The sequence below is a fragment of the Parasaccharibacter sp. TMW 2.1884 genome, from assembly GCF_023337695.1.
Lineage (GTDB): Bacteria > Pseudomonadota > Alphaproteobacteria > Acetobacterales > Acetobacteraceae > Bombella > Bombella apis.
This window is the reverse complement of record NZ_QORR01000004.1, coordinates 15,477-35,202: the sequence shown is the minus strand read 5'-3', so window position 1 is coordinate 35,202 and position 19,726 is coordinate 15,477. Positions and strand designations below refer to the sequence as shown.

Sequence of the window (19,726 nt, the reverse complement as noted above, 5' to 3'; positions counted from 1 at the left end):
GCATCGGTCCGGCTTTTTCATTGGTGGGTGTTCCGGCTTTGTGGTGAGCTGAAAAGAGGGCCGGAACAGATCATCAACAGTAGAAGAGGGCTGTTTTCTCAGGAGTCGCCTGATTCCATCCACATTCTTCCCGTCCCGGCACACAGGATGATGCCCCAACCTGTCCCCTGAACTGGGGATAAGTCGGGGCGTGCCGGTCATATCTGATAATTCGTGAAGTCCTGGTCCATGTCGCCAAAACGGACGATACGGGCGGGGTTGCCCACGGCGGTGGAACGGGGCGGGACATTGCCCAGCACGACAGAAGCGGCTCCGACACGGGCATGGGCACCGATTTCCAGATGGCCCAGTATTTTGGCACCAGCGCCAATCATGCAGCCCTGCCGGATGACAGGATGGCGCTGCCCGCTGTTTTTGCCGGTTCCCCCGAGCGTGACCCCCTGAAAGAGGGAGACGTCATCCTCAATGATGGTGGTTTCCCCGATGACGATACCTGTGCCGTGATCGATTGTGATGCGCTGGCCGATGCGGGCGGCAGGGTGGATGTCTATACCGAATTTCTCGTTCACACGGCTCTGGAAGTGATAGGCCAGTGGTCTGCGGCCAGCCAGCCAGAGATGATGGGCAATACGGTAGGATTGCAGGGCATGAAACCCCTTGAAGAACAGGAACGGCGTAGCAAGGTCCGGGCAGGCGGGGTCCCGCTGGAAGGTCGCCACGATATCCGATGCTGCAGCCCGGACGATGTCGGGACTGGCCTCCAGCGTGGAGGCGACAAGGTGCATCAGGGCGGCTTCCGACATGGCCCGGTCTGTCAGCTTGGCGCTGATCAGTGATGTCAGGGCAGAGGCAAAATCCGCATGGTTGCAGATATTCACTGCAAAAAGCCCCTGGATCAGAGCATCGGAACAGCCGCAGGCCTGCGCCCGCATGGTGGTCCAGAATTCTTCCAGAAATCCGGGCTCTGATGAGGAGTGTGGAAACCTGTCGAGAAAAGTGGCCATAGCTGTTTTCTTATAGCCCCATGGCACGTTGGACAAAACCATGACGCAGGGATGGCAGGCGCTTCAGGGCCATGAGTCCCGCATGGCGAGCATGACGGATGAGGGGCATGTCGGTGCTGAAGAGCCGCTCCATCATGTCGCAGCCTGCCAGCATGGCGAGATTGCCCGGACGGCTGAGACGCTGATAGCGTCTCAGCAGTGCAGGGTCTCCTAGATCCTGTCCCTGCGCATGGGCGTCTCCCAGAAGGTCATTCAGGGTGCGGACATCACGGAAGCCGAGATTCATGCCCTGACCCGCCACGGGGTGCAGCCCGTGCGCTGCATCCCCGGCCAGAAGCAGCCGTGTGGCGCAATAGTGATGGGCATATTGCGATGCCAGAGGGTACGTCCAGTGGGTGCCTGCCTGCTCCAGCGCACCAAGGTCTTCCCCACAGAGACGGTCCTGAACCAGCCGGGCAAAGCTGCGGGCATCAAGCCGGGTGAAATGGTCGATGCGCTCGGGCCGGTCTGTCCAGACGATGGCGGAGCGGTGAGGGTGGGCTTCGGTGGCAGGAAGAGGGAGCCGGGCGAAAGGCCCCTGCGGCAGGAAGTTTTCCAGAGCACTGCCGTGATGGGGTTTCTCATGGGCCAGAACGCTGACCAGGGCAACCTTGTGATAGGGAATGCGGGTCAGCCCGATGCCGGCCTGCTCGCGGAGGAGGGAGCGTCGCCCGTCTGCGGCAATGACAAGGGAGGCCGTAACGGTGTCCCCCGTATCCAGGGTGATCCGGGCGCTGTCGGGCGAGAAGGTGAAGCGGCCCGTTGCTGGTGCCCGGACATCCAGCCTCGGCTGGGCCATAAGGGTACGGGCGATGGCTGCCAGAAGGTTGTGGGCTTCCACCATCCAGCCGAAGGGGCGGCCTTCTGGGGCATCATCACCGGTAAAGCTCAGCCCGTCTGCAATGCTGCTGCGGGATGCCGAGGGAATGCGCCCCTGACTATCGGTGACATGGATGGTGGTGATGGGCTGGGGAGACAGGGGCAGGGCCTGCCAGATTCCCGCTTCTTCCAGCAGGGGGCGGACGCCTTCAGCAAGGGCATACGCCCGACCATCGGGATTCTGCGCCGGGGTGGGAGAGAGGGGAGCCCGCTCCAGAAGGAGGATGCGCAGCCCTTTCTGCGCAAGCAGGCAGGCCAGTGTCGCCCCGATGGGGCCACCACCATTTATGCAGAGGTCGTAATCCGTGCCCATGGCAGATGTTCCTTCCGGCCCGGTGAATGGCAGGATGCTCCCGTCATGGCGGTACTTTCCGTCAAAGGAGCAGGTCTATCGTGTCTAGCCCTATCCTTGCGGAAAAGAAAGTCTTGCAGAAATCGTTATGAAGGTGGCACGATTTTGTCTTCATGCAGCAGAAGAGCCATGGGAGAGGGCCGCAAGGGATGAAACTTGTAACGGCGATCATCAAACCGTTCAAACTGGACGATGTGCGGGAGGCTCTTGCCGAGCTTGGCGTGCATGGCCTGACAGTAACGGAGGTACGGGGCTTTGGGCGCCAGAAAGGCCAGACGGAAATTTACCGTGGGGCGGAATATACGGTCAGCTTCATTGCCAAGATCAGGGTGGAGACAGTCGTGGCGGATGAGCGTGTGCCAGACATCATCCAGGCCATCACGGAGACGGCCCGGACAGGCCGCATCGGTGATGGGAAGATCATGGTTACCAATGTGGAACAGATGGTGCGTATCCGTACTGGGGAAACCGGCGAGGGAGCTCTGTGATGCGGGCGATTGATACGGGTGATACCGCCTGGATGCTGGTCAGCACGGCGCTGGTCCTGTTGATGACCATTCCTGGTCTGGCTCTTTTCTATGCCGGGATGGTGCGGCGCAAAAACGTGTTGTCCACCATGATCCAGTCTTTTGGCATATGCTGTATTGTGAGCATTGTCTGGATGGTGCTGGGCTACAGTCTGGCCTTCACGACGGGCACACCCTGGATTGGTGATCTGTCCCGTTTCTTCCTGGGGGGTGTGGCAGAGCATATCCATCAGGGTGCGGACGGAGCCTTCACGCTGGGCGCCGGGACTTCGGCTGAAACCCCCATGACCATCCCGGAAAGTGTCTATCTGATGTATCAGATGACCTTCGCCATCATCACGCCAGCCCTGCTGACAGGCGCTTTTGCCGGGCGAATCCGCTTTGCGGCACTTTGCGTGTTCACGATCCTCTGGTCCCTGCTGGTCTATTCTCCCATTGCCCATTGGGTCTGGAGTCCGCTGGGCTGGGTGGCTGGTCTTGGTGCCGTGGATTTTGCGGGTGGAACGGTCGTGCATATCAATTCCGGGGTGGCTGGTCTTGTCTGTGCCATCATGATCGGCCGTCGGTATGGGCTGAAGCGGGATGATATGTCCCCGCACAATCTGGCCTATGCCATCATCGGGGCTTCCCTGCTCTGGGTGGGCTGGTTCGGCTTCAATGCCGGGTCGGCACTCGGTGCGAATGGCCGTGCCGGCATGGCCATGCTGACAACGCAGATCGCCGCTGCTGGTGGTGGTGTTGGCTGGATGGTGGTGGAATGGTGGCGGCATGGCAAGCCGACGGCGCTGGGCATCATCTCCGGTGCGGTGGCGGGCCTTGTGGCTGTGACCCCGGCTGCTGGCTATGTGCTGCCCGGTGGGGCTCTGGCCATCGGGCTGATAGCCGGTGGCGTCTGCTTCTACAGCGCTGCCGTGCTGAAGAACAGGCTGGGCTATGATGACAGTCTGGATGCCTTTGGTGTGCATGGTGTTGGTGGCATTGTCGGAGCCCTTCTGACAGGTGTGTTTGCTTATGGGCCGCTTTCAGCGACGGCAGCCAGTCCTGCCGGTGTGAGCGGCGGATGGAGCCAGCTTCTCCGGCAGGCTGAGGCTGTCGGTGTCACGATTGTCTGGTCTGTCGTGCTGACGGCCCTCATTTTCTGGGTTGTGGACAGGCTGATCGGTATGCGTGTCTCTGCCGAGGAAGAGCAGATGGGTCTGGACCTGACCCAGCATGGCGAGCGACTGAACTGAGGCACTGGCAGGGCTGTTTTGTCTCTTGCCGGAGGCAGGGCAGCCCTATAAGGCTGGTAGGCAGTACGGTGAGGCCGGGCTATCCGCCCGGCTGACTGTGGCGTTCTGCCCCTGTGGCTGCGCTATCACGAACGATGAAAAAGGGGTGAGACTATGAAACTGTTGCGTCTGTGCCTGCCCATGGTGGCCTGTTCCGTACTGGGTGTTCAGGGCGCTCTGGCTGCTTCGTCTCCAGCGGGCAAGATGTCTGCGGCGGCCTGTCGTCAGGCTTTCAGCGATGCGAAGAAGGCCGGTACGCTGAATGGTCAGAAGTATGCCGATTTCAAGCTGGACCATTGCACGGGCAGCGCTGCGGCAGCTCAGCCCCAGTCTCCTGCTGCCTCCACGCCGGTCGCTTCTGCCCCGGCTGAGACAGGCAAGCCGGCTGCGCCAGCCGCAGCTGCTCCGGTTGCCAGCGGGAATGTCCTGTTCCCGGCTCGTGTTTCGCCGGAGTTTGCGTCTCTCTCACCGGGTAAGGCGCGTATGAAGACCTGCCTGGCACAGTATAATGCCAATAAAAGCAGCGGGCGTAATGGCAGCCTGAAATGGATCCAGAAGGGTGGCGGTTATTACTCCGAATGCAACACCCGGCTGAAGAGTGCAGCACAGTAAGCTGGTTCTGGTTGTTCCTGATATGGAAAAAGGCCCGCTTTTCCGCAGCGGGCCTTTTCTGTTGCAGGGCATTCTGAATGCCGGTGGGTTCAGGGCAGGACCGGTCCTGCCCAGTGCCACCATGCCTGGGCTATGTCCCTGTCCATCAGATGGTCTGCGGCCCTGATGGCTTGGTCAGCTGTCTCGAACAGGGCGAAACAGGTCGCTCCTGACCCACTCATGCGATGGAACCGCACCTGCGGTAGGGTCGCCAGAGTTTCCAGTACGGTCGCAATGACGGGCGCCTGAGCGATGGCATGGGGTTGGAGGTCGTTTTCCGTCTGCGCCAGAAAGGCGATGAGAGCGTCCAGCGTGGGCCAGCCTGCTTCCGGGAAGGCAAGTGGCGGGCGGGGGGTGATGCCGCCTGTTTCTGCCAGACGTCGGAAAATGCTCGGGGTGGAGACACCGACCCCCGGATTGACCAGAAGCATCCCCATCTCTGGCAGGGGCGGGGCTGCTGTCAGGATGTCACCAATCCCTTCCATGCGTGTGGCTTTTTGTGCCAGACAGACTGGGACATCCGCCCCCAGTGTTGGGGCGACATGGGCGGCCGCTTCCATTGGGAGGCTCCAGTAACGGGTCAGCAGGCGCAGGGCGCAGGCGGCATCGGCAGAGCCCCCGCCAATGCCGGATGCCACCGGTAGCCGTTTTTCCAGCGTGAGGGCAGCGGCGGGCTGTCTGGCTGCTTCCTCCCCCCGGGTCTGGCGCAGGGCCCGGGCGGCCTTCAGGACAAGGTTGTTTTCATCCGCTTCCAGCCCTTTTGCGAAAGGACCCTGTAGCGTGAGGCTGTCTGCCTGACCCTGTGGTCCGGTAGAGAGGTGGAGATGGTCACCCGCTCCAGCAAAGGCAGCCAGACTGTCCAGCAGGTGGTATCCGTCTTCACGGCGCCCGGTGACGTGGAGGAACAGATTGATCTTGGCGTGAGCCATATCCTGATGCAGCGCCATGGCAGGGCATCCTTGCAGAAGAGGCCGGGCAAGGCGGGAGACTGATCTGCTCTGGCACCATGTCCGGGGGAGGGGTGTTCATTTCCGATGAGGCTATGTAACAAATTGAAAGCTCAAAGACCATGAGGGGGTGCAGCCGCCCCTTCATCCCGTGGAACTGTAGAGAAGAGATCTCGCTCATCATGGCATCTTTCCCGGCCTGCTCTGCTCAGGATGCTCTTGCTGCCCTCCGTCTGCATCAGGAATGGGGTGTGGATGCTGTCATGGAGGACATGCCGTGGGATGTCTGGGGTGAGAGCCCTGTTCTGCCGGATCGTGTGCGGGCCCGCCAGAAGGCTGCTGCTCCAGTGGAGAAACCTTCCGCGTCCCGTCGTGTTGTCAGGGGGCGGGACGAGGTGTTGGCTGATATCGCTGCGGCCCGGGATGTTGCCGCCCTGCTGAAGGCCAGCCAGCAGCTGCCGGGCGTTGGCCTGATGCGGACGGCCAAGCATCATCTGGCACCTGTCATCGTGGAGGGAGCCCCATTTCTGCTGGTGGGGGATGTGCCAAATGAGGATGAGGACCGGCATGGAACTCTTTTCGCTGGTCCCATGGGGGCCCTGTTGGACAGGATATTGGCCTCCATAGGGTTGAAGCGGTCCCAGCTTTCCATGGCGCCGGCCATCCCCTGGCGCCCGCCGGGAGGGCAGCGTGCCTCACAGCGTGATGTGGAAGCCTGCCTGCCCATTCTGCACAGGGCAGTGGCACTGGCACGACCTCGCCGGATTGTGACGATGGGCAGTACGCCCGCTGCCATGCTCTTACAGAATACCTCCCGGCTGAGTCAGTTGCGGGGGCGCTGGCATGAGGCTCATGTGCCGGGGCTGGAGGGGGGTGTGCCTCTGTTACCTCTCTGGCACCCGGCCCAGCTGGGGGAAACGGCGGGACGACGGAAGGCGCTGTGGGCTGACATGCTCCTGCTGGATGCGACTCTCTCACAGGAAGCAGCGCAGGCTGCCGATTCGTAGTCGGGAACAGGTGTTGATGCAGGAGGCTGAGGGCCGGAATGGGAGTGAATTTCATAATTTCTTAATTCTGTCGCTGACCAGATACAGAAAAAAAGCTAACAGCGTGTAAAATCAGAAGAATATTCTGGATTCCTGGCTAGGGAGCCGTTACTATGAAAGGCACACTGGAATTGTCTGGCTTGACGTCAAGGGTTGCCAGAAAAATAAAAGCGGGTTACGTCCCTCGGCATTATGCGATGGATATTGCCATGTGGGTCTCCCGCAGTGTGGCGTGGTGCCGTTCTCGGTGCTGCCATTCTGGCGGGAAACACTGTTTTTCCGGCGCAGGGGCAGGCTCTTTCTTTTCCGTCCCACGTGCCGGAGTATTCAGACGGTGAGGGCCACGATGCACCACCTTCTTCCATGGCGGGGGTTCCCCTGCCTCATCCTTTGCCGGCCACGGTGGCCGGACACTACAGGGCGCTTTTTGCGGCAGTCCGCTCAGGTGATGCGGCCCGTCTCGGGGAATTGACCCATGGCCCGGGGACGGATGGCACGGCGGGACAGCTCCTGCTGCCGGATTATCTGGCCGAGCGGTACCTGAGTATATATTTCACTCCTTCCGAGTCCGAGCTGGACAGCTGGCTCCGTCGTTATCCGGCTCTTCCTGATGCCCCGCTGCTCAGGCAGAAGCAGGAAGAGCTGCGTCGGGGGGTGTCTGCTGCTGCCCCGTCTGCCGGGTACCGGAATGTTGCGGATATCCAGCAGTCCGACCGGGCGACGCCCTTTTCCCAGACACTGGTCCGCAATGGTTTTCTGGAGCGGGACCTCATGGACAAGGCCTCCTCCGGGGAGGAAGGTGTCCGCAGGGCACTGGCCCAGCTGCGTGTCACACCGGGGATGTCTCCGGCTTATGCTGCCCAGCTGTATGGCGAGATTGCCATGCAGGCTCTGAGCCAGGGTGATACACGGACAGCGCTGCGTGTTGGTTCTGCCGGACTGGAGAAAGGGCAGTACCGGGTTGGGCTTCCTGCTTTTGCAGCTGGTCTGGCTGCCTGGCGGGAGGGCCAGCTTGATGCGGCCTACAGCCTGTTCGAAACGGCGGCCAATGCCGAGCAGACAGATGGTGACGTGCAGGCTGCGGCGTCTTTCTGGGCCGGACGTGTGGCGGAGCGGCACGGCAAGACAGCCCTGTATCGTACATGGCTGCGCCGGACATCCGTGCAGAGTGAGAGTTTCTATGGCCTGCTGGCCGGGCGCCTGCTGCATTCCGAGAAATCACAGGCCGCTGCCGTTTCCGGCGCCCTTTCCACGATCGGGCGGGCTGGTGCGAAGCAGGCATCCCTGAGTGAGGTGGACATTAATGTCGTGGCCTCCATGGGAGAGGGGGAGCATCTTTTCGCCCTGATCCAGCTCGGTGAGCAGGGGCGTGCCGAGATGCTGGCCCGCCAGATGTGGCAGGATGCGCTGGCTGACCCTGTTCGGGCACATTCGCTCCAGCTCGTCGTCAGAAAGGCCGGGATGCGTGCTCTGGCTGACCAGATGGAGCAGGCGCTGGCAAAACTGGATCATAAAGAGTTCAAGGATGCTCTGGGGCCATTGCCCGACCTGCGGCCCCATCATGGTTTCCGCCTGTCGTCGGCGCTCGTTTATGCGGTGGCCCGGATGGAATCCAATTTTGACGCCACGGCATCATCGGCTGCCGGGGCGTACGGGATGATGCAGGTGAGGCCGACGACGGCCAGCTTCGTAAGTGAGCAGTACCACCTGCCTCAGACGGTTGCAGCGGCCTCCAGTGATGATTTCAATCAGGAAATGCAGCGCCGCCTGCGGGAGCCGGGTTATAATCTGGAGGTCGGGCAGCTCTATATGCTTTATCTGGCCCACAGCCTTGCCCAGGGGGAACAGAGTGATGGGGCGTCGCTGCTGAAAGTTCTGGCCTCCTACAATGCGGGACCGCAGGCCATTCTCCGATGGGAAAGCGGCCAGAAGGGTCTTCAGGACCCGCTGATGTTCATAGAGTGCCTGCCCAGCCCGGAAACGCGCCAGTATGTACGCAATGTTCTGACCAATGACTGGGTATATGGCCGCCGTCTCCATGTGGCCACGCCGTCTCTCGTTTCTCTGGCTGATGGCCAGTGGCCGAGCTTCCGTGAGGAGGAGCAGGGGCGTGACTCGCCCAGCTGAGCTCTGATCCGGCATGCCGAGGGGTTCGTTTCACAAAGCCCAGACTGGAGTTTCATGCATGGCAGCATGAGGCTCCAGCTGGGTTTTTCTTTAAAAACCCACCGGAAACTGCCCTTTTTCGTAAAATGGACTTGCCGTAGGCGAGATGATGATGACTGAGATGTGCATGGGTGGCCCGCTTGCCCGGTGAGACGTCTTTCCCTAAAAAAGGCGATGCATGCTTTCCTCGATGAGAGTGGAAAGCGAGCGATGATAATATGATGCCGTGTCTCTCAGGGGGAATTATCCGTCTGTCTGTGGGGTGTCCAGCCGAACAGCGAGTGCTTCAATGTCTCTGAATTCCGTTGTTGAGAGTGTAACGTCCAGAATTATTGAGCGGTCCAAGACGTCCCGCCGTCGTTACCTCACTCTTATGGAGCGTAATCGTGAAAAAGGTGCAGACAGGTCCCGGCTGACCTGTGGCAACTTGGCTCACGCCGTCGCTGCCTCCAGCGCTGCTGACAAGCAGGAGCTGGTGTTTGAGCAGCGTCCCAATCTGGGGATCATTACGACCTATAATGACATGCTCTCCGCACACGAGCCCTATGGCCGTTATCCAGAGCAGATGAAGGTTTTTGCGCGTGAGGTTGGTGCCACGGCTCAGGTTGCTGGTGGGGCTCCGGCCATGTGTGACGGCGTTACGCAGGGGCAGGAGGGGATGGACCTCTCCCTGTTCTCCCGTGATGTGATCGCCCAGTCCACGGCTGTCGGTCTCAGCCATGCCATGTATGATGGTGTTGCTCTGCTTGGCATCTGCGACAAGATCGTGCCGGGCCTGCTGATGGGTGCGCTGCGCTTCGGCCACCTGCCGGGTATGCTGATCCCCTCCGGCCCGATGACCTCCGGCCTGCCGAACAAGGAAAAGGTCCGTGTCCGTCAGCTCTATGTGCAGGGCAAGATCGGCAAGGATGAGCTGATGAAAGCCGAAATGGCTTCCTATCACAGCGAAGGGACCTGTACTTTCTATGGTACGGCCAATACCAACCAGATGATGGCGGAGTTCCTTGGGCTGATGATGCCGGATTCCTCCTTCATTCCGGTTGATACGCCACTGCGTCAGGCCATGACACGTGCCGGTGTGCATCGTCTGGTCGAGATCAGCAACAAGGGCAAGGATCCCCGCCCGATGGCGGAAGTTGTCAATGAGAAGGCCATCGTCAATGCGATTGTCGGCCTGATGGCAACAGGTGGTTCCACGAACCATACCATCCATATCCCGGCCGTGGCCCGTGCTGCTGGCATCATCGTGAACTGGGAAGATTTCTCCGATCTCTCCGCCGTCGTGCCGACACTCTGCAAGGTCTATCCGAGCGGTCCGTCCGATGTGAACAAGTTCAACGAGGTTGGTGGCCTGCCGACGGTCATCGCCGAGCTGTCCGATGCAGGTCTGCTGCACCGTGATGCTCCGACCATCTCCGAAAACGGCCTTGAGGACTACGCCAAGCGTGCCCTGATGGGGAATGACAAGAACGTCGTCTACACGCCGGCCAAGCCTTCCAGCGATCCGGAAATCCTGCGTGGTGCGAAGGAGCCGTTCCACCCGGTGGGGGGCATCCAGCTGCTTCAGGGCAATCTGGGCCGTGGCGTGTACAAGTCCAGCGCCGTGGCAGACAACCTGCTGACCATCGAGGCTCCGGCCCGTGTCTTCCAGTCCCAGACCGCCGTGAAGGAGGCCCAGAAGGCTGGCGAGCTGCATCGTGATGTCGTTGTGGTCGTCATCGGCCAGGGGCCCCGTGGCAACGGGATGCCCGAGCTGCACAACCTGATCCCGTCCCTCGGCGTCGAGCTGGACCAGGGTTTCAAGGTGGCTCTGGTGACGGATGGCCGTCTCTCCGGTGCCAGCGGCAAGGTTCCGGCCGTGGTGCATGTTGGTCCAGAAGCCCAGGTGGGCGGACCGCTCGCCAAGGTGCGTGATGGCGATGTCATCCGTGTCTGTGCCCGCACCGGCAAGCTGGAAGCTCTGGTGGATGAGAAGGAATGGGCCGCCCGCACGCCGACCAAGCCGCACCGTGCGACAGCCGGTACGGGGCGTGAACTGTTCGCCCTCATGCGTGAGGTGGCTCCGTCCGCCGAAGAGGGTGCTTCACCGATGCTGTTCATGATGGATCGTGAACTTGAAGAAATCGGTGACGATGTTGAGAAAGGAACCGAGGTATGAGCTACATCGAGAGACTGGATGCGGTGATGGACCGCAGCCCGATTATGCCTGTTCTGGTGGTTGAGGATGTGGCCAAGGCCCGTCCGATCGCCGAGGCTCTGGTCGCTGGTGGCATCTCCACTCTGGAAGTGACACTGCGTACACCGGCTGCTCTGGATGTCATCTCTGAGATGTCCAAGGTTGAGGGAGCTCTGGTCGGTGCCGGTACGGTGCTGAATACCGAGCAGATGGACAAGGCCATCAAGGCCGGTGCGAAGTTCATCGTCAGCCCTGGCATCACGCCGGCTCTGGCCAAGGGTGCGCTGGAGCGTGACATTCCGTTCCTGCCCGGCACGGCCAATGCCAGCGACATCATGATGGGTCTGGACCTGGGGCTGCGCCGCTTCAAGTTCTTCCCGGCCATGACCAACGGTGGCATCCCGGCCCTCAAGGGTCTGTCCGCCGTGTTTGGCAACCTTGGCGTGCGTTTCTGCCCGACAGGCGGCATCACCGAGGCTACCTACAAGGACTGGCTGGCCCTGCCGACCGTTGGCTGTGTCGGTGGTTCCTGGCTGACAGCTGGCGATGCGTCTCCTGAGGAAGTCGCCAAGCGGACCAAGGCTCTGGGCCTGCGCTAAGACTGGCGCTGCATGAACCGGGGGGAGTTCCCCCGGTCTGAAAGATGGCGGGCTGTACGGCATGGCTGTACCCCGCCATTTTTGTATCTCGCTACAGGAAAGAGTGTGGACGGGGTGCCTGTTGTATTCAGGTAACAGACTGGTCGGATAATCATGAAAAAGTGATCTTTCAGTTAAAATGTATCCCGTTCCCTGATACAACTCTGACCAGTCAGTCAGGAGGGATTGTTGCAGGCTGTTCGTACTCATATGACGTCAATCATCGGCCTGTCCGGTGTGCTGCTGACGGCCATCATGACGACACTGAACGAACAGGTCTCGGCGCAGGGTCTCAATGACATCATGGGCGGGATGGGGCTGAGCCATGATCCGTCCCGCTGGTTTGTCAGTCTCTATACGTCAGCACAGGTCATCGGGGCCGGACTTTCGCCGTGGATGGCCATTACTTTCAGCCTGCGGCGGTGGGCCTTTTTCGTGCTGGGACTGGCGGTGTGCAGCATCGTGCCCACGGCGTTCTGCCAGACGCCGCTCCTGCTTTACATCCTGCGGAGTGTGCAGGGGCTGGCCGGTGGTTTCGCCATCCCGCTGCTCATGTTTTCCATTCTCAAGATACTGCCCTTCAACCTCCGGGCCTATGGCCTGGTGGCCTACACGCTGGTTTCCACCTGTTTCCCCTATCTTGGGACAATGCTTGCCGGATTATGGACGGACCTGCTCAGCTGGCAGTGGATCTTCCTTCAGGCCATTCCGCTGGGAGCATTGGCCGGGCTGCTCATCTGGTACGGGATGCCCGTCATGGAGCCACAGCATCACCGGCTCCAGATTTTCAACGGGTATGGCCTTCTGTTCTTTGCCGTGGCGGCCTGGTGCCTGACGACCGTCCTCTCCCTTGGGGACTGGTTGGACTGGTTCAATTCACCGCTGGTCTGTGTGCTGGGCGCCATCGGGCTGGCAGCTGTGCCATTGCTGATCTGGAATGAATGGAAGCATCCTCTGCCGTTTTTCCGTTTCCAGCTGCTCAGCCGGAACAATTACATTTACGGGGTCGGGGGGATCAGCCTGTTCGTGGTGGTGTCCCTTTCGGCCTCCGCCGTGCCCTTGCAGTTCCTGACGAAGGTTGTGGGGTACCGGCCCGAGCAGAGCTATCTCGTGACGCTGGAAGTCGCCGCCGTGGAGATCGCCATAGCCCCGCTGGTGGGTTACCTGCTCAACCGGCGGGATGTGGACTGCCGGATTGTCGGCTTCTTCGGCATGGTCTGCATGTTCATCGCCTGTTGTGGAGATTCACTGGTCACTTCCGTGTGGCAGAGGCCGGAATTTTATCTCTGGCAGTTTCTTCAGGGGATTGGCGGTGTGATGGTGCTGTCCTCCCTTCTGCTGATGTCCACCAATGCTGTGGTGGCGGAAGAATCGCCCTTTGCCGTGGCTCTGGTGAACATGCCACGGGCCTTCATGATGGTTGGTGGTACATGGCTGATGGAGCTTGTGGGCCGCTGGCGGGGCGGGCTTCATTCGGACAGGCTGGCGGATCATCTGGGGCAGTATCGTTATGCGCTGGTGCAGGGCAGCAGCCCGCTCATCCAGAGTCCGACACCGCTCCTGCCGGACGGACGGCCCCGCTATCGGGGAAGCATGGGGTACCTCAAGGAGCAGTTCCATCATCAGACAGCCGTTCTGACCCTGTCGGACCTGTTCTGCGTTCTGGCCGCCCTGCTGGGGGTATTGATGGTTTTCATCCTGCTTGTCCCCGTGCGGACCTATCCGCCATGGGTCGTGTTCGCTCCCCGTGGAGCAAGGAAATCCCCTGACCATCCGGCAGCTCATCACAAGGAGACAATCAGGGCATGAGGGAAGAGCAGAGACACGGGATGATGGGCATGACAAGGCGGGGGAGATGGGGATGACGCAGAAATCAGACAAACAGGCCGGAGATGCCCGCCCGCAGGCCAGTGTCACCAGAACGGTTCCGAGTGACGGGGCTGCTCTGGCACGGGAAAGACGGCGACGCTGGCCGTTCCTGCTGGCCGGGGGGATCATCCTTGCCTTCATCATCAGCGTGCTGGTCATTGTTTTTGTGCCCGCAGCGCATGTCTGGACGAATGATGCCTATGTGACGGCCCATTACAGCGTCATTGCTCCCCGTGTGCCGGGGCAGGTCGTGTCCGTCCCGGTGGATGACAACCAGACCGTCCATGCCGGGGACATTCTGGTGCAGCTGGACCCACGGGACTATCAGACGGCCCTGGACCAGGCCCGGGCGGTGGAAGCCCATGACCGTGCCCTCGTGATGGATGCCGCTGCCAGCGTGGCCCGCCAGCCCGCCATCATTGCCGAGGCAAAGGCACGGGTGGCCCAGCTTTCCGCCCAGCTCCTGTTCGCACGGCAGAATGCCAGCCGCTATGCCCATCTGGCCCTCAATGGTGCAGGCAGCCGGGAAGAGGGTGAGCGGACCCGGGCCAGTCTGGATGATCTGACGGCGTCCCTTCAGGCAGCGGAGGCCCAGAGGGATGCCGCCGAGGCGCAGCTCCGTGTGCTGGAGGCCCGGCAGGATTCCAGCCGCCGTCAGGTGGACGTGGACCGGGCACGGGTGCATCAGGCCGAGCTGAACCTGTCCTATACGGCCATCCGTGCGCCCTTTGATGGCATGGTCGGGGAGCGCACGGTGCAGAGCGGCAACTATGTGCCTGATGGCGCAGCCCTGATGGTGGTCGTGCCGATGGACCAGCTCTGGATCGAGGCGAACTATCGGGAGTTGGCCCTTCAGCACATGCGCCCCGGCCAGAAGGCCCACATCCATGTGGATGCGTACGACATCGACCTTGATGGTGTTGTGGACAGCGTGCCTCCGGCCTCCGGTGCGGCCTTTGCGCCTCTGGCCCCGGAGAATGCGACCGGCAACTTCACCAAGATCGTCCAGCGTCTGCCCGTCAAGATCACGCTGGTGCCGGGGCAGCCTCTGGCCCGCCTGCTGCGGATGGGTTTCTCTGTCGAGACGACCGTGGATACGGGGCTGAGTTCCGTGGTCAGGGCGCAGACCCGGACGGACCGGGCGGTGACGGACAAATGAGCATGAAGGGTCTGTCTGTCTGCGGTCGGGGGAAAGTGGCCAGATGGGCCATGCTGGGGCTGGTCTCTCTGGGTGGATGTGTGCGGATGGGGCCGGACTATCATACCCCGAAGGAGAACGATCAGCCTGCCGCCTGGCAGAAGGCGGCGGATGTGCGGGAGAGGCGGAGCCGTGGTTTCACCAGTCCGGCCACGGTGGATGTCAGCTGGTGGCAGCAATGGCATGACCCGGTCCTGAACCGGCTTGTGGAGCGGCTCTCCCGGGAGAATCTGGATATCCGGCAGGCCGCCACCCGTGTGCTTCAGGCCCGGGGGCAGCTGAAGGTCGTGGCGGCGGAAGGTGTTCCCAGCCTGAACTGGGCCGGGTCCTATACATGGACACAGCAGAGCCGGAAGGGCTTCCTGACGCTCGCCCAGCCAGCTCCGGGCTCCAACCTGCAATATGAGCAGTATGCCAATATCGGCTCGGCCTCGTGGGACATGGATGTGTTTGGCCGCATCCGTCGCCTTGTGGAAGCCGGAAAGGCCCGTGTGGACGAGCAGCAGGCCTATGCCCGTGGCATTGCGCTGGCCCGTCTGGCCGATTTCGTGGAGGCCTATCTGCGCCTGCGGGCGGTTCAGGCCCAGATAGGCCTGACAGAACGGCATCAGGCCCTCGTGCGGCATGATCTGGCCCTCGTGCTGGCCCGCCAGAAGGAGGGGGCGGCCAATGATCTGGAAGTGGCGCAGGCCCGTGGGCAGGTGGAGCAGACAGACAGTGCCCTGCCGCCCCTGCGAGACATGCAGGCCGCCCTGATCAACACGATGGGGGTCATGCTGGACCTTCCGCCCCGTGCGCTGGAGGAGGACCTTCTGCCGGTCCAGCCCCAGCTGGATGTGCCCGTTTCTGTCGGGGTGGATGTGCCCTCCAGTCTGGCGCAGCGCAGGCCGGATATCATGGTGGCGGATGCCCGCCTCCATGCGGCCACGGCGGAGGTCGGGGCAGCGAAGGCGGCCTTCTATCCGGATATCAATCTGGCGGGCAATCTGGGGACGCAGAGCCTTTCGGCCGGGGACTTCTTCATGCCTGCGGCCAAGTATTTCACGCTTGGCCCGACCGTGAACGTGCCGATCTTTGAGGGGGGGCGCCTGCGGGGCACGCTGTCCCTGAAGAAGGCCGAGCAGCAGGAAGCTGCTCTGGCGTATCGGCAGACGGTCCTGAATGCGTGGCGGGATGTGGATGATGCCATCACGAGGCTGGCCCAGATTCAGCTCCGCTATCAGCATGTCACGGAACTTGTGGCGCAGAACCGGAAGGCTTACCGGGCTGCCCGCCTGCAATATGAGGATGGGGCCGTACCTTTTCTGGAAGTGGACCGGGCGGAGTCCATGTTGCTCTCCAGTCAGGTGACGTTGGCGGATCTGCGGATGGAGACGACACTGGCCGCTGTCAGTCTTTATCGGGCACTGGGTGGGGGCTGGCAGCCCGTGCTGGCTGCCACCGAGCAGCGCATGACGGCAGAGGCTGGAGGAAGGAGCGGGGAAAGATCGGTCCGGTAGGGCTGGGGAGACAGAAACGTGGCTTTTTTGCGAGGTCGTGATGTGAATCTGTCTTGCACAGCCGGAAGGTGAGGGATATGCCACAAGCATGACTGATACACGCTTTTCTCCCCGTCGTGCCCTTCTGTCCGTTTCCGACAAGACAGGGCTGGTTGATCTGGCCCGTGCCCTCGTGGCCCGGAATGTTGAAATCCTCTCCACGGGTGGATCGGCCCGCACGCTGCGTGAGGCTGGCCTGCCGGTAAAGGAAGTCTCCGAGCATACGGGCTTCCCCGAGATTCTGGATGGCCGGGTCAAGACGCTGGTACCGTGGATTCATGGCGGTATCCTTGGGCGGCGGGACAAGGAAGAGCATAAGGCGCAGATGCAGGAACATGGCATTGCGCCGATCGATCTGGTCTGCGTCAATCTGTATCCTTTTGCGGCCACGGTGGCATCCGGTGCGGATGCAGAGCAGTGCGTGGAGAATATCGATATTGGTGGTCCGGCCATGGTGCGGGCTGCCGCCAAGAATTTTGCCTCCGTGGCCATCCTGACAAGCCCGGCCCAGTATGCGGGCTTTCTGGCGGCTCTGGAGCAGGGCGGCACGACGCTGGCCGAACGCCGGGGCTGGGCCGCTGCGGCCTACACCCATACGGCAGCTTATGATGGCATGATCTCCGCCTGGTTTACCCGCCAGGGTGATGAAGAGGGCAAGGTCGCCCTGCCGCCGGTCCTGACACTCTCCGGCCAGCGTGACGAGCTGCTGCGCTATGGTGAGAATCCCCATCAGGCAGCGGCCTTCTATCGGGATGGCAGTGCTCGGCCCGGTCTGGCCACGGCAAAGCAGATTCAGGGCAAGGCTCTGAGCTACAACAACCTGAATGACACGGATGCTGCCTTCGAGGCTGTGGCCGAGTTTGACGAGCCGACGGTGGTGATCGTCAAACATGCCAATCCGTGTGGTGTGGCTTCTGCCGCCACGCTGGTTGAGGCATGGAAGGCTGCGCTGCGCTGCGATCCGGTTTCAGCCTTTGGTGGAATCGTGGCCCTGAACCGCACGCTGGATGAGGCTACGGCGGAGCAGATCAGTGCGATCTTTACCGAGGTGATTGTGGCTCCTGATGCTGATGAGGGGGCGAAAGCCATTCTGGCGAAGAAGAAGAACCTGCGCCTGCTGCTGACCGGTGGCGTGCCGGATGCACAGGCTCCGGGCCTGTCCTTCCGGTCCGTTTCTGGCGGGTTCCTTGCCCAGAGCCGGGATAACGGGCATCTCACGGAGGACATGCTGAAGGTCGTGACCAAACGCAAGCCGACAGCGCAGGAAATGGCGGATCTTCTCTTCTCCTTCCGTGTTGCCAAACATGTGAAATCCAACGCCGTGATCTATGTGAAGAATCAGGCTACGGTGGGCATCGGTGCCGGGCAGATGTCCCGTGTGGACAGTGCCCGGATCGCCGCCCGCAAGAGTGAGGATGCCGCGCATGCAGCCGGGGAGTCCGAGGCTCTGACAAAAGGGTCCGTTGCTGCTTCCGATGCGTTCTTCCCCTTTGCGGACGGGCTGGAGAGTGTGGTTGCCGCAGGGGCCACGGCTGTCATCCAGCCCGGTGGGTCCATCCGGGACCAGGAAGTGATTGACGCAGCCGATGCTGCCGGGATTGCCATGGTCTTCACGGGGATGCGCCACTTCAGACATTGAGGTTCCATGATGATCACCCGATTTTCTGCTCTTTTCGTCCTGATGGGGAGCCTGCTGGGCGGGCTTCCTGTGGTGGCTCAGGCAGCCGACTGCCAGTATGACGTGAAGCCCGTTCCGGTCTTCACCGGTATGGTCAGTCGCATTACGGGTGATGGGGTCCTGTTCGCTGATGGGCGGGATGTTGTCATGCCGGAATCCCTGCTGCCGTTCGTGCGTCTGGCCAATGAGGTGAAGGTGCATGGGCTGGTCAGCCTCGATGGGCGGAAAATCTGGGTACTGGCCCTGTACGACAAGGACAGGCTGGTCTGTCCTTCGGTCCTGGATGTCCGCAAAGGGGCCTACCCCGGTTCAGCTGCCTATGATGTGATCGAGCATCAGGGTGGCGGGTCTCCCTGAGCCGTTCCATGAACATTGCCTTTGTTGCTGCTTCCACCGAGGCTGCACAGGAAGCCTTGGAGCGTTTTACTGAGCGTTATGGCAATGTCCCGCTGGACCAGGCCGAGGTTCTGGTGTGTCTGGGGGGGGATGGCTTCATGCTGGAGACGCTTTTGCATATCTGTGGCAGTGATATTCCTGTCTTTGGCATGAATTATGGGACAATCGGTTTCCTCATGAACAGCCCGGCGGAGGATCACCTGCCCCAGCGGCTGGCTTATGCCCAGCATACGGAGATTGCTCCCCTGCACATGTGGGCCCGGACAAAGTCTGGCGAGCTGCATGAAGGTGTTGGTTTCAATGACGTGTTTCTGTATCGGGAGACCCGTCAGACGGTTCATATAGGCATTGAGATTGATGGCCGGGTGCGGATGTCCCGTCTGATCTGTGATGGCATCATTCTGGCTACGCCGGCTGGTTCAACAGCGTATAACCGGTCGGCCCATGGGCCCATCATTCCCCTGGGGGCGGAGCTGCTGTCTCTCACGCCCATTTCTCCGTTCCAGCCCCGGCACTGGCGGGGGGCTCTCCTGCCTGCAGGCGTGACAGTCCGTTTTACGCTTTATGACACGGACAAGCGTCCCGCTTCGGCTGTGGCCGGGCCTGAGGAGATCCGTGACGTGAGTGAGGTCATCGTCAGGCTGGACGATGAAAAGAAGGTGACGCTTCTTTTCGATCCTGATCACAGTCTGTCCGAACGGATCATTGCGGAACAGTTTGCTGAATAAATCATTACTTTTTAAATGCCAGTGGAGCAATTTTCTGTCTGGGGAGGAATTCTGACAGAAATGTTCCTTTATGTCTGATCGAATTCATTTTAATGTTTTGGCCAATCAGTAAAGATGGAGACATGAGATGCGCGGGACGATCCTGAACTACGATATACGCAATGGTGAGGGCATCATTAGCGGGAACGATGAAAAACGTTACTCTTTCAAGGGGGCCAGCTTCGGCTCTGAAGGTGCCTTACTGAAGAATGGTGCAGTTGTCGATTTTGATGTGCAGGGTGATGAGGCCCTGTCCATTTTCATCGTGCCCGGGTCTGGCCAGACGCCAGCAGGAAATCTCTTTGAAGAGGTGGGTGGCAAGTCCAAAACGGCTGCCTGGATTTTTGCCTTCTTTCTGGGTGGGCTGGGCATCCACAAATTTTATCTGGGATACACCCGGGCAGGTCTGATCATGCTGCTGGTGTCGGTTCTGGGGTGTATTCTGGTGCTCCCTCCCGTCATCATCGGGTTGATCGCCTTCATCGAGGGAGTGATTTACCTGACAAAATCTGATAAAGATTTTTATCGGATCTATGTACAGAACCGCAAGGAATGGTTCTGAGCCTGCCTGCTCCAGCAGGGTG

At 60.9% G+C, this 19,726-nt stretch carries 17 protein-coding genes; 14 read left to right on the top strand and 3 right to left on the bottom strand.

Going from position 1 to position 19,726, the window contains the following annotated elements:
• Nucleotides 1–197: 197 nt before the first annotated feature.
• Both cysE and DTI93_RS06840 read right to left on the bottom strand, forming a co-directional pair.
• On the bottom strand, nt 198–932 hold the full coding sequence (cysE, locus tag DTI93_RS06845; RefSeq protein ID WP_227449693.1) for a serine O-acetyltransferase: 735 nt from the start codon (nt 930–932) through the stop codon (nt 198–200).
• Nucleotides 933–1,014: 82 nt separating this feature from the next.
• The gene (locus tag DTI93_RS06840; protein ID WP_249080092.1) at nt 1,015–2,235 is read right to left on the bottom strand and encodes an FAD-dependent monooxygenase; all 1,221 of its coding nucleotides are present in this window, start codon (nt 2,233–2,235) and stop codon (nt 1,015–1,017) included.
• Nucleotides 2,236–2,423: 188 nt separating this feature from the next.
• Here DTI93_RS06840 and DTI93_RS06835 point away from each other — a divergent pair, with 188 nt between their 5' ends.
• From DTI93_RS06835 to DTI93_RS06825, 3 genes are all read left to right on the top strand, one after another.
• On the top strand, nt 2,424–2,762 hold the full coding sequence (locus DTI93_RS06835) for a P-II family nitrogen regulator (RefSeq protein ID WP_043558265.1): 339 nt from the start codon (nt 2,424–2,426) through the stop codon (nt 2,760–2,762).
• On the top strand, nt 2,762–4,033 hold the full coding sequence (locus DTI93_RS06830) for an ammonium transporter (RefSeq protein WP_043558267.1): 1,272 nt from the start codon (nt 2,762–2,764) through the stop codon (nt 4,031–4,033). The genes DTI93_RS06835 and DTI93_RS06830 overlap by 1 nt, the downstream gene beginning before the upstream one ends.
• A 153-nt stretch (nt 4,034–4,186) precedes the next feature.
• Nucleotides 4,187–4,684 (top strand): hypothetical protein, encoded by a 498-nt coding sequence (locus DTI93_RS06825; RefSeq protein WP_249080090.1) that lies wholly within the window; start codon nt 4,187–4,189, stop codon nt 4,682–4,684.
• An 89-nt stretch (nt 4,685–4,773) separates the two neighbouring features.
• Here the strand turns inward: DTI93_RS06825 and DTI93_RS06820 are convergent, their stop codons facing one another.
• Entirely contained in the window at nt 4,774–5,670 is an 897-nt protein-coding gene (locus DTI93_RS06820; protein WP_249080088.1) for a 4-(cytidine 5'-diphospho)-2-C-methyl-D-erythritol kinase, read from the bottom strand.
• Between the two features lie 122 nt (nt 5,671–5,792).
• Between DTI93_RS06820 and DTI93_RS06815 the strand changes: the two genes are divergently transcribed.
• The 11 genes from DTI93_RS06815 to DTI93_RS06765 all read left to right on the top strand — a co-directional run bounded on the left by DTI93_RS06815 (nt 5,793) and on the right by DTI93_RS06765 (nt 19,704).
• Complete coding sequence (locus tag DTI93_RS06815) at nt 5,793–6,677, top strand: uracil-DNA glycosylase (protein WP_086431279.1); 885 nt, start codon at nt 5,793–5,795, stop codon at nt 6,675–6,677.
• 402 nt (nt 6,678–7,079) lie between these two features.
• Nucleotides 7,080–8,843, top strand: a complete 1,764-nt coding sequence (locus DTI93_RS06810; RefSeq protein ID WP_249080086.1) for a transglycosylase SLT domain-containing protein — start codon at nt 7,080–7,082, stop codon at nt 8,841–8,843.
• 328 nt (nt 8,844–9,171) lie between these two features.
• Nucleotides 9,172–11,040 (top strand): phosphogluconate dehydratase, encoded by a 1,869-nt coding sequence (edd, locus tag DTI93_RS06805; protein WP_043558274.1) that lies wholly within the window; start codon nt 9,172–9,174, stop codon nt 11,038–11,040.
• The gene (gene eda, locus DTI93_RS06800; protein ID WP_043558277.1) at nt 11,037–11,657 is read left to right on the top strand and encodes a bifunctional 4-hydroxy-2-oxoglutarate aldolase/2-dehydro-3-deoxy-phosphogluconate aldolase; all 621 of its coding nucleotides are present in this window, start codon (nt 11,037–11,039) and stop codon (nt 11,655–11,657) included. Before edd ends, eda begins: the two co-directional genes overlap by 4 nt.
• A 249-nt stretch (nt 11,658–11,906) precedes the next feature.
• Nucleotides 11,907–13,505, top strand: coding sequence for an MFS transporter (locus tag DTI93_RS06795; protein ID WP_081562705.1), 1,599 nt, complete (start codon nt 11,907–11,909; stop codon nt 13,503–13,505).
• Nucleotides 13,506–13,557: 52 nt separating this feature from the next.
• Nucleotides 13,558–14,724, top strand: a complete 1,167-nt coding sequence (locus tag DTI93_RS06790) for an HlyD family secretion protein (protein ID WP_081562703.1) — start codon at nt 13,558–13,560, stop codon at nt 14,722–14,724.
• Nucleotides 14,725–14,726: 2 nt separating this feature from the next.
• Nucleotides 14,727–16,262: an efflux transporter outer membrane subunit gene (locus tag DTI93_RS06785; protein ID WP_227449677.1), complete on the top strand. Its 1,536-nt coding sequence runs from the start codon at nt 14,727–14,729 to the stop codon at nt 16,260–16,262.
• An 88-nt stretch (nt 16,263–16,350) separates the two neighbouring features.
• Entirely contained in the window at nt 16,351–17,940 is a 1,590-nt protein-coding gene (purH, locus tag DTI93_RS06780; protein ID WP_086431277.1) for a bifunctional phosphoribosylaminoimidazolecarboxamide formyltransferase/IMP cyclohydrolase, read from the top strand.
• A 6-nt stretch (nt 17,941–17,946) separates the two neighbouring features.
• A complete protein-coding gene (locus DTI93_RS06775; protein ID WP_249080084.1) occupies nt 17,947–18,336 on the top strand; it encodes a hypothetical protein in 390 nt (129 codons plus the stop codon).
• A gap of 8 nt (nt 18,337–18,344) precedes the next feature.
• Nucleotides 18,345–19,103, top strand: coding sequence for an NAD kinase (locus tag DTI93_RS06770; RefSeq protein ID WP_043558284.1), 759 nt, complete (start codon nt 18,345–18,347; stop codon nt 19,101–19,103).
• Nucleotides 19,104–19,230: 127 nt separating this feature from the next.
• Nucleotides 19,231–19,704, top strand: a complete 474-nt coding sequence (locus DTI93_RS06765) for a TM2 domain-containing protein (protein ID WP_249080082.1) — start codon at nt 19,231–19,233, stop codon at nt 19,702–19,704.
• Nucleotides 19,705–19,726: the final 22 nt, after the last annotated feature.

Bases quoted from the DNA above. Each gene is read 5' to 3' on its own strand.
- cysE (WP_227449693.1), bottom strand. From the start codon at position 932: ATGCGGGCGCAGGCCTGCGGCTGTTCCGATGCTCTGATCCAGGGGCTT.
- DTI93_RS06840 (WP_249080092.1), bottom strand. From the start codon at position 2,235: ATGGGCACGGATTACGACCTCTGCATAAATGGTGGTGGCCCCATCGGG.
- DTI93_RS06835 (WP_043558265.1), top strand. From the start codon at position 2,424: ATGAAACTTGTAACGGCGATCATCAAACCGTTCAAACTGGACGATGTG.
- DTI93_RS06830 (WP_043558267.1), top strand. From the start codon at position 2,762: ATGCGGGCGATTGATACGGGTGATACCGCCTGGATGCTGGTCAGCACG.
- DTI93_RS06825 (WP_249080090.1), top strand. From the start codon at position 4,187: ATGAAACTGTTGCGTCTGTGCCTGCCCATGGTGGCCTGTTCCGTACTG.
- DTI93_RS06820 (WP_249080088.1), bottom strand. From the start codon at position 5,670: ATGGCGCTGCATCAGGATATGGCTCACGCCAAGATCAATCTGTTCCTC.
- DTI93_RS06815 (WP_086431279.1), top strand. From the start codon at position 5,793: ATGAGGGGGTGCAGCCGCCCCTTCATCCCGTGGAACTGTAGAGAAGAG.
- DTI93_RS06810 (WP_249080086.1), top strand. From the start codon at position 7,080: ATGGCGGGGGTTCCCCTGCCTCATCCTTTGCCGGCCACGGTGGCCGGA.
- edd (WP_043558274.1), top strand. From the start codon at position 9,172: ATGTCTCTGAATTCCGTTGTTGAGAGTGTAACGTCCAGAATTATTGAG.
- eda (WP_043558277.1), top strand. From the start codon at position 11,037: ATGAGCTACATCGAGAGACTGGATGCGGTGATGGACCGCAGCCCGATT.
- DTI93_RS06795 (WP_081562705.1), top strand. From the start codon at position 11,907: ATGACGTCAATCATCGGCCTGTCCGGTGTGCTGCTGACGGCCATCATG.
- DTI93_RS06790 (WP_081562703.1), top strand. From the start codon at position 13,558: ATGACGCAGAAATCAGACAAACAGGCCGGAGATGCCCGCCCGCAGGCC.
- DTI93_RS06785 (WP_227449677.1), top strand. From the start codon at position 14,727: ATGAAGGGTCTGTCTGTCTGCGGTCGGGGGAAAGTGGCCAGATGGGCC.
- purH (WP_086431277.1), top strand. From the start codon at position 16,351: ATGACTGATACACGCTTTTCTCCCCGTCGTGCCCTTCTGTCCGTTTCC.
- DTI93_RS06775 (WP_249080084.1), top strand. From the start codon at position 17,947: ATGATGATCACCCGATTTTCTGCTCTTTTCGTCCTGATGGGGAGCCTG.
- DTI93_RS06770 (WP_043558284.1), top strand. From the start codon at position 18,345: ATGAACATTGCCTTTGTTGCTGCTTCCACCGAGGCTGCACAGGAAGCC.
- DTI93_RS06765 (WP_249080082.1), top strand. From the start codon at position 19,231: ATGCGCGGGACGATCCTGAACTACGATATACGCAATGGTGAGGGCATC.